General features: G+C 75.2%; 21 protein-coding genes. 9 read left to right on the top strand and 12 right to left on the bottom strand.

Translation table 11 applies throughout. From position 1 onward, the window contains the following. Nucleotides 1–8: 8 nt before the first annotated feature. A complete protein-coding gene (locus tag KPF47_RS20640; protein WP_224390373.1) occupies nt 9–1163 on the top strand; it encodes a DUF3500 domain-containing protein in 1155 nt (384 codons plus the stop codon). Between the two features lie 13 nt (nt 1164–1176). Here KPF47_RS20640 and KPF47_RS20635 read toward each other — a convergent pair whose 3' ends face one another. The 5 genes from KPF47_RS20635 to KPF47_RS20615 are packed head-to-tail and all read right to left on the bottom strand — an operon-like array spanning nt 1177 to nt 6218. After that, the gene (locus KPF47_RS20635) at nt 1177–2247 is read right to left on the bottom strand and encodes a hypothetical protein (protein WP_224390372.1); all 1071 of its coding nucleotides are present in this window, start codon (nt 2245–2247) and stop codon (nt 1177–1179) included. Between the two features lie 57 nt (nt 2248–2304). Next, nucleotides 2305–2805: an Lrp/AsnC family transcriptional regulator gene (locus KPF47_RS20630; protein WP_224390371.1), complete on the bottom strand. Its 501-nt coding sequence runs from the start codon at nt 2803–2805 to the stop codon at nt 2305–2307. Nucleotides 2806–2815: 10 nt separating this feature from the next. Next, a complete protein-coding gene (locus KPF47_RS20625; protein WP_224390370.1) occupies nt 2816–4078 on the bottom strand; it encodes an FAD-dependent oxidoreductase in 1263 nt (420 codons plus the stop codon). A gap of 30 nt (nt 4079–4108) precedes the next feature. Further along, nucleotides 4109–5371 (bottom strand): serine hydrolase, encoded by a 1263-nt coding sequence (locus KPF47_RS20620; RefSeq protein ID WP_224390369.1) that lies wholly within the window; start codon nt 5369–5371, stop codon nt 4109–4111. Nucleotides 5372–5429: 58 nt separating this feature from the next. Further along, a complete protein-coding gene (locus KPF47_RS20615) occupies nt 5430–6218 on the bottom strand; it encodes an SAM-dependent methyltransferase (RefSeq protein WP_224390912.1) in 789 nt (262 codons plus the stop codon). A gap of 275 nt (nt 6219–6493) precedes the next feature. Between KPF47_RS20615 and KPF47_RS20610 the strand changes: the two genes are divergently transcribed. The 3 genes from KPF47_RS20610 to KPF47_RS20600 all read left to right on the top strand — a co-directional run bounded on the left by KPF47_RS20610 (nt 6494) and on the right by KPF47_RS20600 (nt 8969). Further along, a complete protein-coding gene (locus tag KPF47_RS20610) occupies nt 6494–7387 on the top strand; it encodes a helix-turn-helix transcriptional regulator (protein ID WP_224390368.1) in 894 nt (297 codons plus the stop codon). 215 nt (nt 7388–7602) lie between these two features. After that, complete coding sequence (locus KPF47_RS20605; protein ID WP_224390367.1) at nt 7603–7833, top strand: DUF397 domain-containing protein; 231 nt, start codon at nt 7603–7605, stop codon at nt 7831–7833. An 89-nt stretch (nt 7834–7922) separates the two neighbouring features. Then, nucleotides 7923–8969 (top strand): class I SAM-dependent methyltransferase, encoded by a 1047-nt coding sequence (locus tag KPF47_RS20600; protein ID WP_224390365.1) that lies wholly within the window; start codon nt 7923–7925, stop codon nt 8967–8969. Nucleotides 8970–8996: 27 nt separating this feature from the next. Here the strand turns inward: KPF47_RS20600 and ppk2 are convergent, their stop codons facing one another. From ppk2 to KPF47_RS20580, 4 genes are read right to left on the bottom strand one after another with little or no spacing between them, the layout of a single operon-like run. Beyond that, entirely contained in the window at nt 8997–9965 is a 969-nt protein-coding gene (ppk2, locus tag KPF47_RS20595; protein ID WP_224390364.1) for a polyphosphate kinase 2, read from the bottom strand. Nucleotides 9966–10025: 60 nt separating this feature from the next. Next, a complete protein-coding gene (locus KPF47_RS20590; protein ID WP_224386202.1) occupies nt 10026–10427 on the bottom strand; it encodes a siderophore-interacting protein in 402 nt (133 codons plus the stop codon). Further along, entirely contained in the window at nt 10397–10858 is a 462-nt protein-coding gene (locus tag KPF47_RS20585; protein ID WP_224386201.1) for a siderophore-interacting protein, read from the bottom strand. Before KPF47_RS20585 ends, KPF47_RS20590 begins: the two co-directional genes overlap by 31 nt. Further along, complete coding sequence (locus KPF47_RS20580; protein ID WP_224386200.1) at nt 10855–11766, bottom strand: ABC transporter substrate-binding protein; 912 nt, start codon at nt 11764–11766, stop codon at nt 10855–10857. The genes KPF47_RS20585 and KPF47_RS20580 overlap by 4 nt, the downstream gene beginning before the upstream one ends. 119 nt (nt 11767–11885) lie before the next feature. Between KPF47_RS20580 and KPF47_RS20575 the strand changes: the two genes are divergently transcribed. After that, nucleotides 11886–12647, top strand: a complete 762-nt coding sequence (locus KPF47_RS20575) for a phytanoyl-CoA dioxygenase (RefSeq protein WP_224386199.1) — start codon at nt 11886–11888, stop codon at nt 12645–12647. A gap of 4 nt (nt 12648–12651) precedes the next feature. On the opposite strand, the gene KPF47_RS20570 is transcribed toward KPF47_RS20575, so the two are convergent. Both KPF47_RS20570 and KPF47_RS20565 read right to left on the bottom strand, forming a co-directional pair. Beyond that, complete coding sequence (locus KPF47_RS20570) at nt 12652–13410, bottom strand: SDR family NAD(P)-dependent oxidoreductase (protein WP_224386203.1); 759 nt, start codon at nt 13408–13410, stop codon at nt 12652–12654. A gap of 19 nt (nt 13411–13429) precedes the next feature. After that, nucleotides 13430–14431, bottom strand: a complete 1002-nt coding sequence (locus KPF47_RS20565; RefSeq protein ID WP_224386198.1) for an acetamidase/formamidase family protein — start codon at nt 14429–14431, stop codon at nt 13430–13432. 110 nt (nt 14432–14541) lie between these two features. Here KPF47_RS20565 and KPF47_RS20560 point away from each other — a divergent pair, with 110 nt between their 5' ends. Both KPF47_RS20560 and KPF47_RS20555 read left to right on the top strand, forming a co-directional pair. Beyond that, nucleotides 14542–15162 carry an L-threonylcarbamoyladenylate synthase gene (locus tag KPF47_RS20560; RefSeq protein WP_224386197.1) on the top strand — a complete coding sequence of 207 codons (621 nt, stop codon included), beginning with the start codon at nt 14542–14544 and terminating at the stop codon, nt 15160–15162. Between the two features lie 245 nt (nt 15163–15407). Continuing rightward, nucleotides 15408–17198, top strand: coding sequence for a hypothetical protein (locus KPF47_RS20555; RefSeq protein ID WP_224390363.1), 1791 nt, complete (start codon nt 15408–15410; stop codon nt 17196–17198). On the opposite strand, the gene KPF47_RS20550 is transcribed toward KPF47_RS20555, so the two are convergent. Further along, nucleotides 17199–18161: a pseudouridine synthase gene (locus KPF47_RS20550; protein WP_224386194.1), complete on the bottom strand. Its 963-nt coding sequence runs from the start codon at nt 18159–18161 to the stop codon at nt 17199–17201. It abuts the gene before it with no gap. Nucleotides 18162–18187: 26 nt separating this feature from the next. Between KPF47_RS20550 and KPF47_RS20545 the strand changes: the two genes are divergently transcribed. Beyond that, complete coding sequence (locus KPF47_RS20545) at nt 18188–18808, top strand: LysE family translocator (RefSeq protein ID WP_224386193.1); 621 nt, start codon at nt 18188–18190, stop codon at nt 18806–18808. A gap of 79 nt (nt 18809–18887) precedes the next feature. Continuing rightward, nucleotides 18888–20498 (top strand): GntP family permease, encoded by a 1611-nt coding sequence (locus tag KPF47_RS20540; protein ID WP_224390362.1) that lies wholly within the window; start codon nt 18888–18890, stop codon nt 20496–20498. The last annotated feature ends 8 nt before the right edge of the window (nt 20499–20506 follow it).

The raw sequence follows: 20506 nt of genomic DNA, 5'->3' as shown, positions 1-20506 counted from the left end.
TCGGCAGAATGATCGGTGCGGCGGACACCCGGGAGACGGCGGACGCGATGGCCGGGGCCGCGTCGGCCTGGCTGGATACCCTCGACCCGGCGCAGCGGGAGGTCGCCGTCGGTCACGCCCCGACCGGTGACGGCGACGCCGACGCCGAGCGCCGTCGCTGGTTCTACACCCCCACCGACCACGGCGGGCTCACCTTCCACGACCAGCTCCCGCCGCAGCAGCGTGCCGCGATGAAGCTGGTCGCGTCCGGGCTGTCGCGGGCCGCCTACGTGACCGTGGCGACCGTGATGGGGCTGGAGAACGTCCTCGACCACACCGAGGGCTTCGTGACGCTGTTCGACCGGACCCGCGGCCGGGACCCGCAGATGTACCACCTGCGCGTCTTCGGCGAGCCGGGGGACACCGGCACCTGGGGCTGGCGGTTCGGCGGGCACCACGTGTCGGTCAACATCCTCGTCGTCGACGGCGTCGTGGTCGCCTCGACCCCGTGCTTCCTGGGCGCCGACCCGGCCACCTCCGAGCTGCTCGGCGACGCCGTGCTCCGCCCGCTCGGCCGGGTCGAGGACCTCGCCCGCGACCTCGTCCGCTCGCTGCCCGCCGAGCTGCGCGGGCGTGCGGTGCTGCTGGACAAGGCCCCGCCGGACCTGGTGGCGGCGAACCGCACCGACCCGCAGGAGGGGGACAACTGGATCCCGCTGGCCGGGATCTGGCGCACCGGGTCCTTCGCCGACGCCGAGCAGCAGCGCAAGCTCGACGACATGAGCGAGGCCATCGAGGAGCGGGCCGCGTTCACCGACGCGCAGAAGGCGACCGTCGCGCTGTCGCGCACCCCGGCCGGCGTGCCGGCGTCCGACCTGGACGCCGGGGGTCGCGAGATGCTGCGCGCGTTGCTGGGCACCTACCTGAAGCGGGTCGCCGAGCCGCTGCAGCCGATCTCCCGCTACGACGACGACACCGAGCTCGACGCCGTGCACCTCGGCTGGGCGGGGCCGCTGGAGGACGGCGCCCCGAACTACTACCGGGTGCAGGGCCCGCGCCTGCTCATCGAGTGGGACAACACCCAGCGCGACGCCAACCACGCCCACTCGGTGTGGCGCGACCCGTCGACGGACTTCGGCCTGGACGTGCTCGGGGCGCACCGGGCCGCACACCACCTGGGCTGAGCCCGCCGGCGGGTCAGCGCAGGCTCGGCTCGAACGGGAGCCGCCAGGGCTGCGGCGCGTCGAGCACCCGCCGTGCCACGGGATCGGACCCGTCCACGTCCACGTCCACGGCGACCACCCGGTCGTCACCCGGTGTGCCGCGTGTGGGCGAGCGGAACGACACGTACGCGCGGACCCGGTCGGTCGAGCCCGGCAGGTACTGACGGGCGGCGTGCAGCGCCGGGGTGTTCGCCGCCGGGACGCCGGTCGCCGCGAGGTGGGCGACGGCCGCGCCCTCCGCCGCCGCCCGGTAACCGGCGTCGCCCGCGGGGCCGAAGTCGAGCGTCGCGCCCTGGACGACACCCTCCCGGTTAGGGCGGACCGTCGTGCGGTGCCGCACGTGCGGGGCGGCGGCCTCGGCCGCCTCGCGCAGGACCAGGGCCCGCGGGCGGTCGGGACCGGCCGGCCCGGGCGGGACGGGCTCGACGCGGCCCAGCACCCGCACCGAGAGCGTGACCGGACCGCCCGGGTCGATGCCCGCCAGACCGGCACGGGCCCGCGCGGCGTCGACCGCGCAGCGGTCCAGGACGGCGAGCAGCGCCGCACCGCCGTCGGCGGCCGTCCCCGGACGGTCGGCGACGGTCACCTCGGCGACCAGGCCCGCGGCGTCGTCGATCCCCGGGAGCGGCCCGCCGGGACGGTCGATCCGGCGCAGCTCGCGGATCCCGACCACGTCCGCCCCGCACCCGTCGAGCACGCCGGTCAGGCTGCGGAGCTCGGCCGCCTCGGCCCGGGCCCGCTCCACCGCGGGCCCGATGGCGAGCGCGCACCGCGACCCGGGCGGACAGGCGCCCCGCGCGCCGGTGCCGAACGACGCGACGGCGTCGGGGTCGCCGACGACGGCGGCGGTCACCGCGTACCCGCCCGCGGCGCCGAGCCCCCGTACGGACAGCACGCGCAGCGCGCCCGGCGCCTCGCGCTCGGCCGCCTGCCGGGCCAGCTCGCGCACGCGCTCGTAGCGGCCCGGGCCGAGCCACCATCCGAGACCCACGGCTCCGGCCAGCAGCACCGCGACCAGCAGGAGCACGAGCACCGTCCTCGACATGGAGGGATCGTGCCCCGACCGCCCCGGCGCGGGCACCGTCGAACTACGGGGATCCGGTCAGCCCCGGTAGGCGGGCGCCCGGCTCGGTCCCTCCCGGTGATCGCGCTCCAGCAGCGGGCGCCACCGTGGCGGGACGAGTGTGGACAGCACCACCACGCTGGTGGATCGGGCGACCAGCGGCGAGCGGCCGAGCGCGAGCAGGGTGTCCTGCAGGTCCTCGTGCGACGACGCCGCGAGCCGGCACAGCACGTCCGACGAGCCGGTCGTCGCGTAGGCCTCGGTGACCGCGGGCAGCGCCGCGAGCTCGGCGGCGACGTCGCCCAGCTCGCCCTGCGCGATCTCCAGCGTCACGAACGCCTGCACGCCGTACCCGGCCGCCGGGAGGTCGACGTCCGGGCCGTACCCGGTGACCACCCCGGCGCGTTCGAGCCGGTCCAGCCGCGCCTGCACCGTCCCGCGGGCCACCCCCAGGGTCCTCGACAGCTCGAGGACCCCGGCCCGCGGTCGGTCGCGCAGCGCCGCGAGCAGGTCGACGTCGAGGGCGTCCAGGGCGAGCACGGCGCGGAGTCTAGGCGGCCGGTACCGGGTCGCGACGGGCGAAGTCCGGCGCCCGCTCCGGCCGGAACCCCACGCCGACCAGGTAGGCGGGCACGATCTGGGCGGCGGGCACCGCGCGCATCAGCCTCATCAACGGCGCCGGGGGCCCGTCCAGACGCCCCGCCAGGGCCGGTCCGGCGATGTTCCGGTGCATGATCCGCTGCAGTCCCTGGACCAGGACGGTCGGCAGCAGCCTGCGGTTGCGGACCCGGGCGAGGGCGCGTCCGGTGAGGGTGCCGCGCTGCAGCGGCGCGGCGAGCAGCGTCGCGGTCGCCACCGCGTCCTGGATCGCCAGGTTGATCCCGACCCCGCCGATCGGGGACATCGCGTGCGCGGCGTCGCCGATGCAGAGCAGGCCGTCGACGTTCCACCGGCGCAGCCGGTTGAGCTGCACGTCGAGGTGCTTCACCTCGTCCATCGAGGTGAGGGCGTCCACCCGGTCGGCGAACTCCGGCATGAGGTCGGCGACGTCGGCGCGGAACGCGTCGAGACCCGCGGCGCGCAGCCGGGCGTCGGCGCCCTTCGGGGCGAGGTAGCCGATCTGGTAGTACCCCTCGCGCGGGATGACCACGGCGAAACGCCCGGCGCCGATCCGGGGACGCAGCGTCGCCCGCACCTCGTCGGAGCGGCGGGGCAGCCGGAACCACCAGGTGTCGAACGGGACGTCGTAGGAGGTCACCGGCAGCCCGGACTCCTCGCGCAGGACCGAGTGCCTGCCGTCGCAGGCGACGGTGAGGTCGGCCCGGATCTCGCCGGTGGTCTCCTCCCCGGGGGCGGTGGTCGTCGCGTACCGGACGCCGACGACCCGCCCGTGCTCCCGCACGACCGAGGTCGCCCGGGTGTCCATCCGCAGGTGGAACGACGGCTCGGCGGACGCGGCGTCGGCGAGCAGGTCCAGCAGGTCCCACTGGGGGACGAGCGCGACGTAGGGGTGGCGCACCCCGACCCTGCTCAGCAGCGACATGTTCCCGATCCGCTGCGCGCCGCCCCGCTCGTCGGGGAGCACGACCTCGTCGACCCGGCTCTGCGGCAGCGCGGCGAACCGCTCGCCGAGCCCCAGGTCGTCGAGCAGGTCCAGGGTCGTCGGGTGCACGGTGTCCCCGCGGAAGTCCCGCAGGAAGTCGCCGTGCTTCTCCAGCACGGTCACCTCGACCCCGGCCCTGGCCAGCAGCAGGCCCAGCATCATCCCGGCCGGTCCGCCCCCGACCACACAGCACGTCGTCCGCTCCGTCATCGCACCCACCTCATTTCAACTGCTGTTGAATTAAGGCGAGTATGCGCCTCCCGGGACGGTCCCGCAATCGGTGTGACGGGGTGTACCCGGCCGTCGCCGGCGATCCTCCGACCGCCCGGGTGTCGCCGTCGGGGTCGCCGGGGCCCGGGAAGGACCGCCGACCCTCAGGAGTGCGCCGCAGCGCGGAAGGAGTGCACGAGCGCCGGCCCCTCGGGCCCGTCCCACCTCACCTGCGTGAGCAGCAGGGAGATCACCCCGGTCGACGGGTCGGAGCGCCATCCGGTGCCCAGGCCGCCGTCCCAGCCGTAGCGGCCCCCGGGCTCGACGGCCAGTCCCAGGCCCCAGCCGGTGCCGTCGTCGAGGAAGGGGGGCGGCACCGGCGCGCTGGGCGGCGTCGAGCCGGTCGGTCGTCAGCCCGGCGACCGCGCCGGGGGACAGGACCGGGGCGCCGCCGTCGCGCAGCGCCCTGCCGAACGCGAGCAGGTCGTCCAGGGTGGACACCAGGCCGCCCGCTCCGGAGGGGAACACAGGCGGCGCCGCCCACGCGCCGTCGACCGGGTCGACCACGGCGAAGCCCCCACCGGGGGCCGCCGTCAGCAGCGGCACGAACCGGTCGCGGTCGGCGACCGGCACCGAGAAGCCGGTGTCGTGCATCCCGAGCGGGCCGAACACCCGCTCGGCCAGCACGGTCTGCAGGTCGGTCCCGCAGCGGCGGGCCAGCAGGACACCGAGCAGGTCGCCGCTGGTCTGGTAGAGCCAGCGCGTCCCCGGCTGCGCGACGAGCGGCACCGCTGCCAGCCGCGCGGTCCAGGTGTCGGGGTCGGGCAACGGATAGCTGCCCGGTGGCCCGTCGCTGCCCAGCCCGGCGGTGGCGTGCTGCACGGGCAGGTCGAACGAGAACCGGGGGAGCATCCCGGCCCCGCAGCGGTAGGTCAGCAGGTCGTACAGGGTGATCGGGCGGAGTGCGGGCACGGTGTCGTCGAGCTCGGCGGCCTCGTGGCGCAGCACCCGCGGCGCGGCGAACTCCGGCAGCCACGCCGCGACCGGCTCGTCGAGGTCGAGCAGCCCGTCCTCGACGAGTGCGAGCGCGGCGACCGCGACCACCGGCTTCGTGATCGAGGCGATCCGGACGACGGTGTCACGGCGCAGCAGGTGCCCGGCGCCGTCCTCGCCCAGGACGTGGATGCGGGTGCCGCGGCCGGGCCGGTCGACGGCCGCGACCACCCCAGGGACACGCCCGGCGTCGACGGCGTCGTGCAGGAGCGCTGCGGTGCGGTCGAGGGTGGCGGGCACGGTGGGCCTCCCGTGTTCGGTGGGTGTCACACCCTCCGACCGCGGGGGCCCCGCGAACTCATCGCTTGATGCCGACCCCGCCGACGATGCAGCGCTGCACCGGGTCCTCGGTACGCAGCTGCGGGCCGTCGGGCCACCACCGGTAGCAGGGGACGATGCCCGGATCGACCAGGTCCAGGCCGGGGAACAGGTCGGTGATCTCGGCGAGCGTGCGGAACCGGCCGCTGCCCATCGGGCTGTGCACGAACACCTGCTCCATCCGCCGGGCGAGCTCGCTGTCGGCGTTCTCCGGGTCGAAGAAGTGCGCGATCGCGACGACGCTGCCGGGGGCGAGCCGCTCGATGTAGCGGGCCATGATCGCCTGCGGGTCGACGGCGTCGTCGAAGTGGTGGATGGTGCCGATCTGGAAGAGCGCGACCGGCTGGTCGAGGTCCAGGAAGCCCTGCACCGACGGGTCGGCCAGCACCGTCTCCGGCTCCCGGATGTCGGCGGCGGAGAAGCGGGTGAACTCGTTGTCCTCCAGCAGCGCCCGACCGTGCGCGATGACGGTCGGGTCGTTGTCGACGTAGGCGACGCGGGCCTCCGGCTGCAGTCGCTGCACCACCTGGTGGGTGTTCTCCGCGGTCGGCAGACCGGAGCCGCAGTCCAGGTACTGGGTGATCGAGGTCTGGGTGGCGACGAAGCGCGCCGCCCGGATCAGGAACGCCCGGTTGTCGATGGCGAGCTGGTTGACCTCGGGGGCGACCTTGCGGACCCGCTCGATGGTGTCCCGGTCGACCTCGTAGTTGTCCTTCCCGCCGAGCGCGTAGTCGTAGACCCGGGCGATGCTGGCCTTGGTCGTGTCGATGTACGCGGGAGCGGACCCTCGGTCGGCTGGGCCATCGGCGGAGTCCTCACTGCGTGGTCGGCGCGGGTGGCGCCGGGTCGTCGGTCGGTGCCCGGGCGGCGCCCCGTCGTGGCGCCGATCACCGGTGCGGACACCGTATCGGACCGCCCCCGACCGGCACGCACCGTCACCGTCCGGTGGTGGGCCGTGATCGGGACCGCAGACGGTCCGCGCGCCCGTTGTGTAGGCTGGGTCACCCGATCGGCAGTCCCCGCAACCTGCAGGAGCCCGTCCCGGTGGTCCCCAGCCCGAACAGCCCCACCCCGCCCGGAGCCGACCGCGGCCCCATCGCGCGGCGCATCGTCCTGGGCTCGCACCTGCGCCGGCTGCGGGAGCGGGCGGGGATCTCGCGGGCCGACGCGGCGTACGCGATCCGCGGCTCGGACTCGAAGATGAGCAGGCTGGAGTCCGGCAAGGTCGGGTTCAAGCAACGCGACGTCGCCGACCTGCTGACGATGTACGGCATCGGCGAGGGGCCCGAGCGCGACCAGGTCCTGTCGATGGCCGAGGAGAGCAACTCCAGCGGCTGGTGGGCCCGCTACAACGACGTCGTGCCCGGCTGGTTCGAGGACTTCGTGGGGCTGGAGGCCTCGGCGTCGCGGATCTCGTCCTACGAGCTGCTGTTCGTCCCCGGGCTGCTGCAGACCGAGGAGTACGCCCGGGCGGTCGTCAGCGGCGGACACCCCGACCTCCCGCCCGCCGAGCGGGCCGACGTCGAGAAGCGTCTGGAGGTGCGGCTGCGGCGCCAGCGCGTGCTGCACCGCAAGGACGCGCCGACCTTCTGGACCGTCCTCGACGAGGCCGTGCTGCACCGCCCGGGCGGCGGCGAGGCGGTCTTCCGCGCCCAGCTCGACCACCTCGTCGAGCTGTCGTCGCTGCCGAACGTCATCGTGCAGCTGCTGCCCTGGGACCTGTCCGGCTACGGCGCCGAACACGCCTTCACCATGCTGCGCTTCGCCGAACCGGAGCTGCCCGACCTGGTCTATCTCGAGGAGATGACCGGAGCCTCCTACCTGGACAAGCGGGCCGACGTCGAGCGGTACGGCCGGTCCATGGACCGGCTCACCGTGGACGCGCTGAGCCCGGAGCAGACCAAACAGGCCCTGAGCAAGCTCCGCGCCGAGCGCTGACCTGCGACGACGTCGCTGCCGGGCGACGAACGGCGCGGCGTCCCCCGGGACCGGGATCACCGTCGGTTCTCGACCGCCCACGGTCCGACCGGCGCACTCGGGCGCGGCCGGGCGACCGCCGGGCGCGTTCGTCCTGTTTTGCACGACCGAACCGCGTTCACCCTGCTAGCTTTTCCGCAACGGAAAATGCACGTGCAGATGAGGAGAGCATTCGCATGGAACAGATGCACCTGAGCGGCCCCGCGGCGATCGATTCGCTGGCGTGGCGCAAGAGCGTGCGCAGCGGCTACCAGGGCAACTGCGTCGAGCTCGCCGTCGTGACCACGGGGACCGTGGCCGTCCGCAACTCCCGTGACCCGCACGGCACCGTGCTCGCCTTCCCGGCGGCCGACATGGCCGCCTTCCTGGCCTCGATCAGGAACGGCGAGCTGGACGACCTCGCCTGAGCCGCCCCGCCGATCTCCCGCGGGCGGCCGGCCCGACCCCGGCCGCCCGCGGTGAGCCGAGAATGATCTTCTCGGTGTAGGAAGGGACGGTGAGCCGTTCCGAGCAGGCCCCGTCCTATCGCGGCGCGAGTGCCCACTACCTGTCCCCGTCGCGCCGGGACCCGGTCAAGATCGGGTCCGAGGAGCCGGTCACCCGGCGGGTCATCGCCGGCGCGCTGGCCGCGCTGCACCTGCGGCGGTCGGACCCCGTGGCGGTGCTCGACATCGGGTCCGGCACCGCCGACGGGTTCACACTGCTCACCCGCCCGGCAGGCGATGCCCCGCCGGTCGTCGACGAGGACCGGCTGCGCTACGTCGGCCTAGACGTCGACCCGGAGATGGTCGCCACCGCACGCGGCACCGTCGACTCGCCGTCGGCGACGTTCGTGCTCGGCGACGTGCGCGACGCGCTGCCCGGCGGCGCGTTCGACCTCTACCTGTCCTGCGGTGTCCCGTACTCCCACCTCACCCGCGACGAGCTCGTCGCCGCGCTCGGCTCGGTGCTGACCGCGGTCGCGGACCGGGGCCGGCGGGCCGCGGTCGTCGTCGACGTCCTCGGCCGGTACTCGGTGGAGTGGCAGCCGCGCTGGGGCACCGAGCGGTGGGACTACGCGATGAGCTTCTTCGCCGGCGACGGCGGGGCGATATCCGAGCCGATGACCTTCTACGGCCGCGCCGAGCTCGACGCCACCGTCGACGCCGCGCTGGCGGGCAGCGGCGCACGTCTGGTGTCGCGCACCGCCGTCGACCGGTCGGTCCTGGTCGGTCGGCACACCGCGACCGGGACCTTCCACCCGTCCGTACCGCGCTTCCGGACCCTGGTGAACGACCTGGTCCGCGACCCGGCCCGGGTCGACCCGGACGACCTGCACTTCACCCCGGCGACCGAGGGGGCACCCGCGGAGGTGCTGACCTGGCTGCGCGGTTTCGCCGACCGGTGGAACGGCGCCCTGGAGCCGTACCGGGGGGCGGGGCCGCTCGCCGGTGCCGACGCCGCGCGGCTCTCCCGCGCCCTGCTCGGCCTCGAACGTGCCGCCGGGCCCGGCCTCGGTGTGGGCCACTCGCTGACCATGACGCTGGTGGCCGAGCCCGCCTGAGCGCCGTCCCCGCGGCGGGTCGACCGGTCAGTGGCGCCGGTCGGCCAGCGGGGGGAAACGGTGCGGTCCCTCGTCCTGCTCGAACATCTCCGCGGCCGGCCCGACGATCAGCCGGTCCGGCGGGGAGGCCACCCCGGTGTCCTTGCCCGGGTAGTCGAACAGGCCCAGGACGTGGCGCATCGCCTCCAGGCGCGCCCGCTTCTTGTCGTTGCTCTTGATCACCGTCCAGGGGGCGTCCTTGGTGTCGGTGTAGAAGAACATCGCCTCCTTGGCCTCGGTGTAGGCCTCCCACTTGTCGAGCGAGGCGAGGTCCATCGGGGACAGCTTCCACTGGCGCACGGGGTCGACCTGGCGGATCAGGAACCGGGTGCGCTGCTCGTCGCGCGAGACCGAGAACCACAGCTTGACCAGCTGGATCCCCGAGCGGACGAGCATCCGCTCCAGCTCCGGGGTGGCGCGCAGGAACTCCATGTAGGAGCGCGGGTCGGTGAAGCCCATGACCCGCTCGACCCCGGCCCGGTTGTACCAGGACCGGTCGAACAGCACGATCTCGCCGGCCGAGGGGAGATGCCCGACGTAGCGCTGGAAGTACCACTGCCCGGCCTCGCGCTCGGTCGGCTTCTCCAGCGCCACCACCCGGCAGCCGCGCGGGTTGAGGTGCTCGGTGAACCGCTTGATCGTGCCGCCCTTGCCCGCGGCGTCGCGTCCCTCGAACAGCACGACGATCCGGTTCCCGGTGTCCTTGACCCAGTTCTGCAGCTTCAGCAGCTCGATCTGCAGCAGCCGCTTCTGGCGCTCGTACTCGACGCGGGAGAGCCGGTCGTCGTAGGGATAGCCCTGACGCCAGGTGTCGACCGGGCTGCCTTCGGGGCCGACCAGGGTGGGGTCGTCGTCGTCGGAGTCGTCGACCCGGAACGTCGCGGGGTCGGCGGCCGCAGGGTGCGGGAGGAGGGCGTCGGGGGCGTCGGCCCGGGGCTCGACCGGTGTCTCGTCCACGGTGGCAACGCTGCGCCCCGGGGGTGGCCGCACGGACACACCGGAGTGACGCGCGGGTGATCAGCGGGCAGCGGGACGGGGCCGGTCGTGCCAGTAGCCCTGCGCGTGCACCCGCTCCGGCGCGACGCCGGCGTCGTGCAGCATCCGGCGCAGCCGTGCGACCCGGGTGCTCTCGGTCGCGTTCCAGGCGTAGAAGCGGTCGCCCAGACGGGCCGCCGCGGCACCGTGGGCCCGCGTCCAGTCGGCGACGGCGTCGAGCAACGGCCGCCCGGGCCGCCGGCACAGCTCGACGGTGCGGCCCGGGTGGGTGGCGGTGAGGCCGACGGCATCGGCCGGGTCGCCGACCTCGACCAGCACCCGCCCGCGGTGCCGCGGCCCCAGCGAGGCCAGGATCCCGCGCACCGCGGGCAGTGCCGTCTCGTCGCCGGTGATCAGCAGCTCGGTGGCCTGCCCGGGGGCCACTGCACGCCGTGGTCGGGGTTCCCCCGCCGTGCGTCCGGACCGGACAGCAGCACGGCGTCGCCGGGGCGCGCCGCCGCCGCCCACGCGCTCGCCGGCCCCGGCCGGGCGTGGCCGAACACGTCGAGGTCGACCTCGCCGCGGTCCGGCCGGACCGCGGCGGGGGTGTAGCTGCGCATCACCGGCCGGATCTGTGCGGGCAGCGCCCGCAGCCGGGCCCTCCACTCGTGCTCGACCAGCCCGGGCTCCAGGACCGCCGGGTACCCGTCGTCGGGTGGCACCAGCAGCTTGATCCGCTGGTCACGGCCGTGCGGGGCGAACCGGGACAGCGCAGGCCCGCCCAGGACGATCCGCCGGAACCCCGGCGACAGCACGCCGACGGCGAGCACCCGCGCGGCGAACAGGACGTTCGGCGACCCGGCGAAGGCGGTCACCGGGCCAGGACCCGCTCGATGTCGTCGAGCACCTTCTGCCCGCCGAGCGGACCCACCCCGGTGATCCAGACCGACTGGTCGACCGGGTGCAGCCGGGGGAAGGCCTGACCGCGCACCGCCGCCACGGAGGGCGGCACCGCCGAGGCCGCCGACGGGTCGGCCGCGGTCAGGAACACCTCGTCGGCGCGGGCCTGCTGCACGAGCTCGGGGGAGAGGTCCACCGAGATCGAGTTCTCCCAGTCCCGGGCCGGGATGGTGAACCCGGCGCACTCCAGGGTGCTGCCCGCGAACGAGGTCGGCCCGTACAGGGTGAGGAGACCGTCGCGCGGACGGATCATCTGCGCGGTGCGCCCTGCGGTGTCGTGGGTGCGGGCGACCTCGGCGCACCGGTCCTCGTAGCGGGTGAGCAGCTGCTCGGTCCCGGCCTCGCGGCCGAGCGCCCGGCCCACGAAACGGACGTTGTCCCGCCACGGGTCGGCCTGCGAGGCGAGGAACGCGGTCGGGGCGATCGCGCTGAGCCGGTCGTACAGCGCGGCGTGCCGGGACTCGGTCCCGAGGATCAGGTCCGGCTGCTGCGCGGCGATGCGCTCCAGGTCGGGTGCCGCGACGGTGCCGACCACGGTGACCCGCGTGCCGGGCTCGCCCAGGTAGGCGGGCACGCCGGTGCCCTCGGACAGAACGGCCGCGCCCACCGGTTCGGCGTCGAGCGCGACGGCGGTGTCGAGCTGGACCGGCTCCAGGACGACGACGCGCTGCGGGGCCGCCGGGACGGTGACCTCACCGCGCGCGGTCGCGACGGTACGGGTCGCATCGGCGGAGCCGGACGCGTCGCCGGCGGGGCCGGAGCAGCCGGCGAGGATCAGGGTGAGCAGCGCGGCGAGCGCCACCACGGCCCGGGGCGGGGTCACGGAGGGTCTCCTTCGTCAGATGTGAGGTCACCCTAACCCGTGCTCGGCGGGGAGGGACTGTCCGTTTCGGACGGGAAATCCGCTCGCCGTCCGCGCGCGACCCGGGCAGCATCCGGGCGGTGATCGAGCAGTTCGTCCGCGACGGGTGGGTGCACCTGCCGGGTGCCGTCCCCGCGGACCTCGCCGCCCGATGCCGTGCCCTGCTGCGGGCGGCGCTGCTGCGCGACCGGGGTGTCGACCTCGACGACCCGACCGGGTGGGACCGCCCGGTGCTGCGGGTCGGGGGGATGGCCGACCCGGAGTTCACCGCGTCCGCGGGCACCCCGGCCCTGCGGTCGGCGTTCGACGCGTTGGTCGGCGCCGGACGGTGGCGCCCGCGCACCGGGATGGGGACGTTCCCGATCCGCTTCCCGGTCCCGGGCGAGCCCGGCGACGACGGCTGGCACGTCGAGTCGTCGTTCGCCGGACCCGACGGCGGCCCGCGGCTCGCGGTGGACTCGCGCGGGCGCGCGCTGCTGATGCTGTTCCTCTACACCGACGTCGGCCCGCGCGACGCGCCGACGCTGCTGCGGACCGGCTCTCACCACGCCGTGGCCCGGCTGCTCGCCCCCTACGGCAGCGCCGGGGCGGAGTGGTCGGCGTTCTGCGCCGAGGCGGTCCCGGCGACCGCCGGGTGCCCCGAGGCCGCCGCCGTCGGCCGGGCCGGCGACGTCTACCTGGTGCACCCGTTCGTGGTGCACCGGGCGCAGGTGATGTCCCCGTCCGCCGCCGGGCCCCGCGTCATCGCCCAGCCGCCGCTGGAGCCCGCGACGGAGCCGGCGTTCGACCTCGTCACGGGCACCGCACCCGTCGAGCGGGTGGTACGGGAGGCGCTGCGGTGAGCGCTCAGAGCTGGACGCCGCGGGTCAGTGCCCCGTCGACGACGAGGTTGGTCCCGCTGATCCGGCTCGCCCGCGGGCTGACCAGCGACACCACCGCGTACGCGGTCTCCTCCGGGGTCCCCATCCGGCCGGTCGGGTTGAGGCCCATGGCGTGGGCGTACAGCGCGGGGTCGTGCTGCTCGACGTTCTCCCAGACCCCGCCGGGGAAGTACACGTTGCCGGGGGAGACGGCGTTGGCCCGGATGCCCTTCGGGGCGAGGTCGAAGGCGAGCCCGGAGACGTAGTTCACCAGCGCGGCCTTCATGACGCCGTAGGAGCCGTCGGCGAAGTCGATCTCCCGGCCGGACACGCTCGACACCGCGGTGACCGAGGCGGCGTCGCTGCGCTCCAGGTGCGGCAGCGCGGCCTCCACCAGCCGCACCGTGTGCAGCAGGTCGATCTCGAAGCTCGAGCGCCAGTTCTGCTCACCCGGGCCGATCGCGAGCGCCGACACGTTCGCGACCACCGCGTCGACGGCCCCGAAGCGCGCGGCGGAGTCGGCCACCCAGCCGGTCAGCGCGTCGCCGTCGGCGACGTCGACCGCGGTCCCGGCGACCTCCCCGGCGCCCGCGGCGCGCAGCTCCTGCTCGGCGGCGGCGACACCCTCGGCGTCGCGGGCGCAGAAGGCGACCCGCGCACCCTCCGCCGCGAGCCCGGCGACGACCGCCCGCCCGATCCCGCGCGACCCGCCGGTCACGAGCACGACACGACCGTTCAGCAGCATGTCCACGGCAGGGGCCTTCCTAGAGGGAACGGGACTGTTCGCGCAGGTGCCGGTGCACCCCGCCGTAGGCGGCCGCGGTGGGCAGCAGCGCCTTCGCGATCCTGGTGACGGCGCTGTAGTTGGTGTCGACGACGTTGGCCAGCGGGGACTCCGCGGCCTGGGTGAGCAGCTGATAGGCGTCCAGCCGGTCCAGGCCGTACAGCTCGCCCAGCCAGGCGATCATCCCGACCTGGCTGGCCCGCCACGCGTCCTCCAGCGGACGGGCGGACCCGACGACGACGTAGTGGGTGTCGGTCTCGATCCGCGGCCACGCCAGCGCCGGGGCGTTCTTGATCAGCTCGACGATCAGGACGACGTCCATCGCGCCCTCGACGGCGGTGCCGCAGCTCTCGCCCTCTCCCTGGCGGTAGTGGCCGTCGCCGACCGAGAACAGCGCGCCGGGCACGTTGACCTGCAGGTAGCAGGTGGCGCCCGCCCGCATCTCCGGGGTGTCCATGTTCCCGCCGAACACGTCGGGGACCAGGGAGCTGCGCACCTCCCGTCCGGGCGGGGCGACGCCGACGGTGCCCAGCATCGGGTTGCACGGCAGTTCCAGACGCAGGTCCGCGCTGGTGGCCTCGAACAGCATGGTCCCCGCGGCCCGGTCGAGCTGGTAGATCCAGGTCCGCTCCGGCAGCGGCTCGTGCAGCAGGGCGGTGCGGTCGGTCGTCGACAGCGCCCCGAACAGCGGGATCAGCGTCGAGGCGCCCCAGTCGCGGGCGGGGGTCAGCTCGACGATGTGGACGGCCAGGGTGTCGCCCGGCTCCGCGCCCTCGACGTGGAACGGCCCGGTCTGCGGGTTCACCTCGCTCATGTCGAGCACCGCACTCGGACGGTCCGAGGTGGACGTGAGCCGCCCGGAGAACGCGTCCTCGGTCCACAGTCGCAGGCAGGTCCCCGGCGCGACCCGGCGGACCGGCGGCGCCCCGCCGAACGTCCACGCGAACTCGTGCCGTTCCGGCCGGTAGTCGACGACGCGCATGGGTCGCATCCTGGACCGCCGGGCCGGGCGCGGGCAACGGTTGCACCGTGGCCCGGGGGCCACGGCTCCTCCGGTCCCCGGGCCGCCCGCCGAGCCGGTACCGTGCCGCGATGGCCCGGTACTACGACGTGCACCCGCAGAACCCGCAGCCGCGCAGCATCAGCCAGGTCGTGGACCTCGTGCGTTCCGGCGGGCTCATCGCCTACCCGACCGACTCCTGCTTCGCGCTGGGCTGCTCGCTGGGCAACCGCGACGGTCTGGACCGGATCCGGCAGATCCGCAAGCTCGACGACCGGCACCACTTCACGCTGGTCTGCGCGGAGTTCGCCCAGCTCGGCCAGTTCGTGCAGATCTCCAACGCCGTGTTCCGCGCGGTGAAGGCCTCCACCCCCGGCAGCTACACCTTCATCCTGCCGGCGACCAAGGAGGTGCCCCGGCAGCTGCTGCACCCCAAGAAGAAGACCGTCGGCGTGCGGATCCCCGACCACGCCACCACCCAGGCGCTGCTGGCCGAGCTGGGGGAGCCCCTGCTGTCCTCCACCCTGCTGCTGCCCGGTCACGACGAGCCGATGACCCAGGGCTGGGAGATCAAGGAGGAGCTGGAGAACCAGGTCGACGCCGTCATCGACTCCGGGGACTGCGGCACCGAGCCGACCACCGTGGTCGACCTGTCCGGCGACGAGCCGGAGATCGTGCGGTACGGCGCGGGGGACCCGTCCCGGTTCGAGTGAACACCCGCCGCCGCAGCCCTCCGGCGCGGCCGCCCGGCCGCCCGGCGTGCCGGTCCGGGCACCCGTGGTGATCCGCCGGCAGGGGCCGCGCCGTCCGCCCGTCCACGATCCACCGCCCACCGCATCAGGACGGGCGCTGGGCGGACCGACGAGTAGGCTTCGCAACCGTCCCGCCCGCTACCCGAGCGGGTACTGACGTGGCGTCCGACCCCGGGCGCCGTCCGAACGGTTCGGAGGACGATCGCGTGGCGCGAGACGACCCGCCGCCCAACCCGTCCGGCCCGGCGGGTGCCTCGGCCGGGGACGCCGTCCTGGCCGCGATCGCGCACCGGCTGCGGGCCCGTTCCGAGCGCCAGCAGCTGCTGACCGAACGCCTGCGGGCCGGTGAGCTGCGTCCCGGTGCGCTGGCCGACCTCGCGGAGCTGGCCGCGGCCGCCCGCCGCGGCGCCCGGGACGGCGACCACATCCTCGTCCTCGCCGGTGCGCCCCGCGGGCCCCGGCTCGCCGCCCCGCCCACACCGCTCGGTCAGGTGCTCAACACCGTCGTGTCGGCCAGCGAGGCGGCCTCGCGCACGGTCGTCCCGCCGACGCCGAGCGTCTCGGTCGACGCGGCCGCCGAGCCGGTACTCGGTCAGATCCTGGCCGAGCTGCTCGCCCACGCGGCGGGCACGACGCCCGCGGGGGAACGCATCGAGCTGCTGACCCGCTGGGGTCCCGACGGCGGGATCGTCGTCGAGCTGCAGGGGACCCAGTCGCCGCGGCACCGCACCCCGGTCGAGGAGCTCGACCGCGCCCTGGGCTCCGCCACACCCGGCGGCCCGGTCGCCCCGCAGGAGATCGGGCTGCACGTGGCCGCCCGGCTGGCGCGTGCCATCGGCGCGCGGCTGGGTGTCCGCGCACCCGCCGGGAACTCCGCGGTCGCCCCGATCGCGGTGCTGCACCTGCCGTCCTCGGCCGTCGGCGGTGGCCGGTCCGAGGCCGCGGCCCCCGCCGCCGAGCCGCAGCCTGCCGAGCCGGTGGAGGCGTCCGGGAACGGGTCCACGGCGTCGCTGCGCCGTCCGGGCCCGGACGACACCCGTGCTCCCGGCCCCACCGCGGAGGCGCCGTGGCCGCCGCGGGACTCCCCGGCCGCCGGGCCCGAGCGGAGCTGGCCGCCGGCCGTCCCCGAGCGGGACGACCCCGCGGGGCTGCCGCGTCGTGCCCCCCGCCCGGCGGGCGGGATCGCCGCTGCGACACCGTTCGCCGGCCCCCCCGCCCCGGGCGGTCCCCACCGGGGCGGCCCCGGGCCGGGCGGCATCGGACCGGGCGGTGGCGGACCGGGCGTCCCCGGACCGTCGGCCCCCGGACCGGGTGGTGCCGGCCCGGGTGGGCCCGGGCCCGTCGTGCGCCCGCCGCAGCCACCGGACGTGAGCCCGGGGCGCAACGGCGCCCCGCAGCCGCCACCCGCTCCGGAGGAGCCCCCGGCCACCGAGGCACTGCCCGTGGCCGGTGCGGCGGGGAGCACCCCGCCGGTGGAGCTGTTCGGACCGTTCGACTCGGAGGTGCCGGTGCCCGTGGACGACGCGGACGACACGCCGATCTTCGCCTCCGTCGCCTCGGCCTGGTTCCGGGAGCCGGGGTCGACCGAGACGACGGCGCTGCCCGTCACGCAGAACGACAACTGGCGGACCGCCGGCGACGCCGAGTTCGACGCCGCCCGGATCCGGGCCGACCGGGGCGTCGACCTGCCGACGACCGCGCAGGGACTGCCGCAGCGGCTGCCCGGCCAGGCGATGGTGCCGCCGTCCTGGCGGGACACCCCGAACGGTGTCGCGCCGACCGGGTCGCGGGAGCGTCAGCCCGACCGGGTGCGCAACCGGCTGGCCAGCTACCAGCGCGGCCTGCGCGAGGGCCGCCACCGCGCCGCGGAGGACCACGGCCCGCACGGCCCGGCGAACGGCTCCCTGAACGGCGCGCTCAACGGGGCGCCGGTGCCCGGCGGGCACCGCAACGGCCACCGGCTGGACGACGGCGACGACGACCGCAGCGTCGGCTGATCACCCGTCGTGCGGTGCCCCGGCCGCCCAGCCGTCCGGGTCGTCCCACGCCTGCAGGGTGCGGCCGCTGACGAAGCGCCGCCGGGCCCCGGTGACCGGGTCGTCGAACTCCAGGGCCCGGGAGAGCAGCTGCAGCGGCCGGGTGAAGTCCGCGGGCGGACGCCGGACCAGCTCGGGGTACACGTCGTCGCCGAGGATCGGGACGCCCAGTCCGTTCAGGTGCACCCGCAGCTGGTGGGTCCGCCCGGTGCGCGGGGTCAGCCGGTAGCGGGCCAGGTCCCCGCGGTGCCCGTCGAGCTCGATGCGGGTCTCGGCGTTCGGCTCCCCGTCCTCGGTGACGGCGGCGAACACCCCCGGTCGCTTCACGATGCGCGACACCTCGGTGCGCGGCAGCTCCAGGGTGGGGTCGTACCGGGCGAGCGCCTCGTAGGTCTTCGTGACCCGGCCGCGGGCGAACAACGTCTGGTAGGCGCCCCGCAGCTCGGGTCGCACCACCAGCAGCAGCACCCCGGCGGTGGCGCGGTCGAGCCGGTGGGCCGGGCTGAGGGCCGGTAGGCCGAGCTCGTGGCGCAGCCGGACGAGCACGGTCTGGCGGACGTGGCTGCCCCGCGGGATCGTCGCGAGCAGGTGCGGCTTGTCGACGACGACCACGTCGTCGTCGGCGTGCAGCACCGGCAGGCCGAACGGCACCGGCACCTCGTCGGGCTCGTCACGGTAGAGCCACAGCGTCGTCGAGGGTGTGTAGGGAGTGGCCGGGGTGATCGCGCCGGCCGCGGTCACGATCTCCCCGGCGGCCAGGCGCGCATCGATCCGCCCCGCGACGTGCGGGAACCGGTCGACCAGGTGGTCGCGCATCGTCGCCCACCCCTGCGTCGCCGGGGTGCGGACGCGGGCCGGCGCGAGGCCGTCGACCGTCGGGAGCGGGGAGGCCTCCCGGGACGTACGACGCCGGCGGGATCTCACGGGGGGACAGCCTACGATGGCCCCTCGTGAGCTGGACGTCCTACGGTGCCTACCTGCTGATCGTCGTCGGGCTGGTGCTGATGCCCGGACCCGACACCTTCGTGATGCTGCGCGCCTCGCTCGTCGGCGGGCGCGCGGGTGGGCTGTCGACGCTGGCCGGGGTGGTCACCGGCAACGCGCTGCAGGGCGGTGCGGCGGCGTTCGGGCTCGGCGTGCTCATCGCCGGGTCGCACACCGCGTTCACCGTGCTCCGCTGGGCCGGGGTGGTCTACCTGTGCGTGCTCGGGGTGCAGGCGCTGCGCGCCGCGCGCCGCGGGGACTACGCCGAGGTCCCCTCCGGCGGGACGCGGGTCCCGGTCCGGCGGTCGTTCGTGGTCGGGTTCGGCTCGAACATCACCAACCCCAAGGTGCTGGTCATGTACCTGTCGGTGCTGCCGCAGTTCCTCGTCCCCGGCGTGACGACCACCGCCGACGCCGTGCTGCTCGCGTTGTCGGTCGCGGTGCTCGGCGGCGTCTACGGCGTCGGCCTGGTCCTCGCCGTGCACCGGGCGCGGGCCTTCTTCACCCGCCGTCGCGTGCGCCGTGCCGGGGACGTCGTCGCCGGGCTCGCGTTGATCGGGTTCGGTGGGGCGCTGGCGGCGGGCTGACCCGCGAGACTTGCTTGCATGGTGGGTTCATGTTCATGATGTGGGCAAGACGTCGTCGTCGTTGCCCGGGGGGACCACCGTGTCGGACACCGTGATCGTGGTGAACACGGCGGTCGCCGTGCTCGCCGTCGTCGTGCTGATCGTGAGGTTCCGGCTGAACCCGGTGGTCTCGCTCGTGATCGGCGCCGTGTACCTTGGCCTGACCGCCGGGCTGGGCGTGACAGGCACGGTCGACTCGGTGACCGGTGGGTTCGGCGACATCCTGGCCGACGTCGGGCTGCTCATCGCCTTCGGTGTGCTGACCGGCGCGATGCTGCACCACGCGGGCGCCATCGAACGGCTGGTCTCGGCGCTGTTGCGGGCCTGCGGCCCGCGCGGGATGCCCTACGCCACCGCCGTCACGGTCTCCACCGCACTCCAGTCGATCTTCGTCGACGTGCTGCTGGTCATCTCCGCACCGCTGGCCCGCCGGATCGCCCCGCGCATCGGGGACAAGGGGCTGCCGCGGATGGCGACCGCCCTCGCGATCGGCCTGGAGTGCGGGATCGTGTTCATGGTCCCCGGTGTCGGCGCGGTCGCCCTCGCCGGCGTACTCGGGGTCCCGCTGGGCCAGATGCTGATCCTGGGCCTGGTCGTCGTGGTGCCGACGGTGCTCATCGCGACCGGCATCATGTCCGTGCTGCTGCGCCGCGGCTGGTGGGACCCGGCCCGGGACGAGCAGGAGCCGGCCGGCGCGGGCGTACCCGCCGGCCCGCAGGCCGGCGCCCTGCACGCCGCCGGAGCCGACGCCGCCTCGATCGACGGCACGGCGACCGGCACCTCAGGGGCCGGCAGCGCAGGGACCGGCAGCGCAGGGACCGGCACCGCCGGAGCCGACGCCGCCCCGCGCGGTGCCGGTCCGACCGGGGACCTGCCGCCTGCGGGCGGAGGTGCCCCGGGCCGCAAGGCCGGTGAGGGGACCCCGGCCGCCGGTGCGGGCGGAGCCGGTGGTGCGGTCGGATCGGCCGCCGCCGTCGACACCGGCGTGTCCCGCGCCGCGCGCCGCGAGCTCCCGCTGGCCCTGCTCTTCGGGCCACTGCTGGTGGGTCTGCTGCTCATCGCCGCGGGCGCCGTCCTCGACGCCGCCGGAGTGACCCACCCCGTGATCGCGTTCCTGGGCGAGCCGGTGATCGCCCTGCTGCTCGCGCTGATCGGGACCACCGCCGTGGTCGGGATCGCGCACGGGCGGGAGATGGTCGAGACCGCGGTGACCGACGGGTTCCGCGAGAGCGGGCAGATCCTCATCCTCACCGGGGTCGGGGGCTCGCTCGCCACCACGATCTCCGACGCCGGGCTGGGCGAGATCCTCGGCCGCTTCTTCTCCGCGAGCACCGCCGCGCCGCTGCTCATGGTGTGGCTCATCGCCGCCGTGCTGCACGTCGCGATCGGGTCGGTGACGATCTCGGCGATCACCGCGGCGGGTGTGCTCGCCCCGGTCGCGCCGGTGATCGGCCTGGCCCCGGTGCTGATCGCACTGGCCGCGGGCGCCGGGGCGCTGTTCGCCGTCCACGTCACGTCGAACACGTTCTGGCTGCTGCAGTCGCTGCTGGGCCAGTCCGTGCGCGGGACGCTCAAGACCTGCTCGGTCGGGGTCTCGATCGCCTCGGTCGTCGCGATCGTCGTGATCCTGCCGCTGTCGCTCGTCGTCTAAGGGAGAGT

It is taken from the genome of Pseudonocardia sp. ICBG1293, from assembly GCF_020131355.1.
Lineage (GTDB): Bacteria > Actinomycetota > Actinomycetes > Mycobacteriales > Pseudonocardiaceae > Pseudonocardia.
Note: the sequence above shows the minus strand (reverse complement) of the source record. Positions and strands in the feature narration are given on the sequence as shown.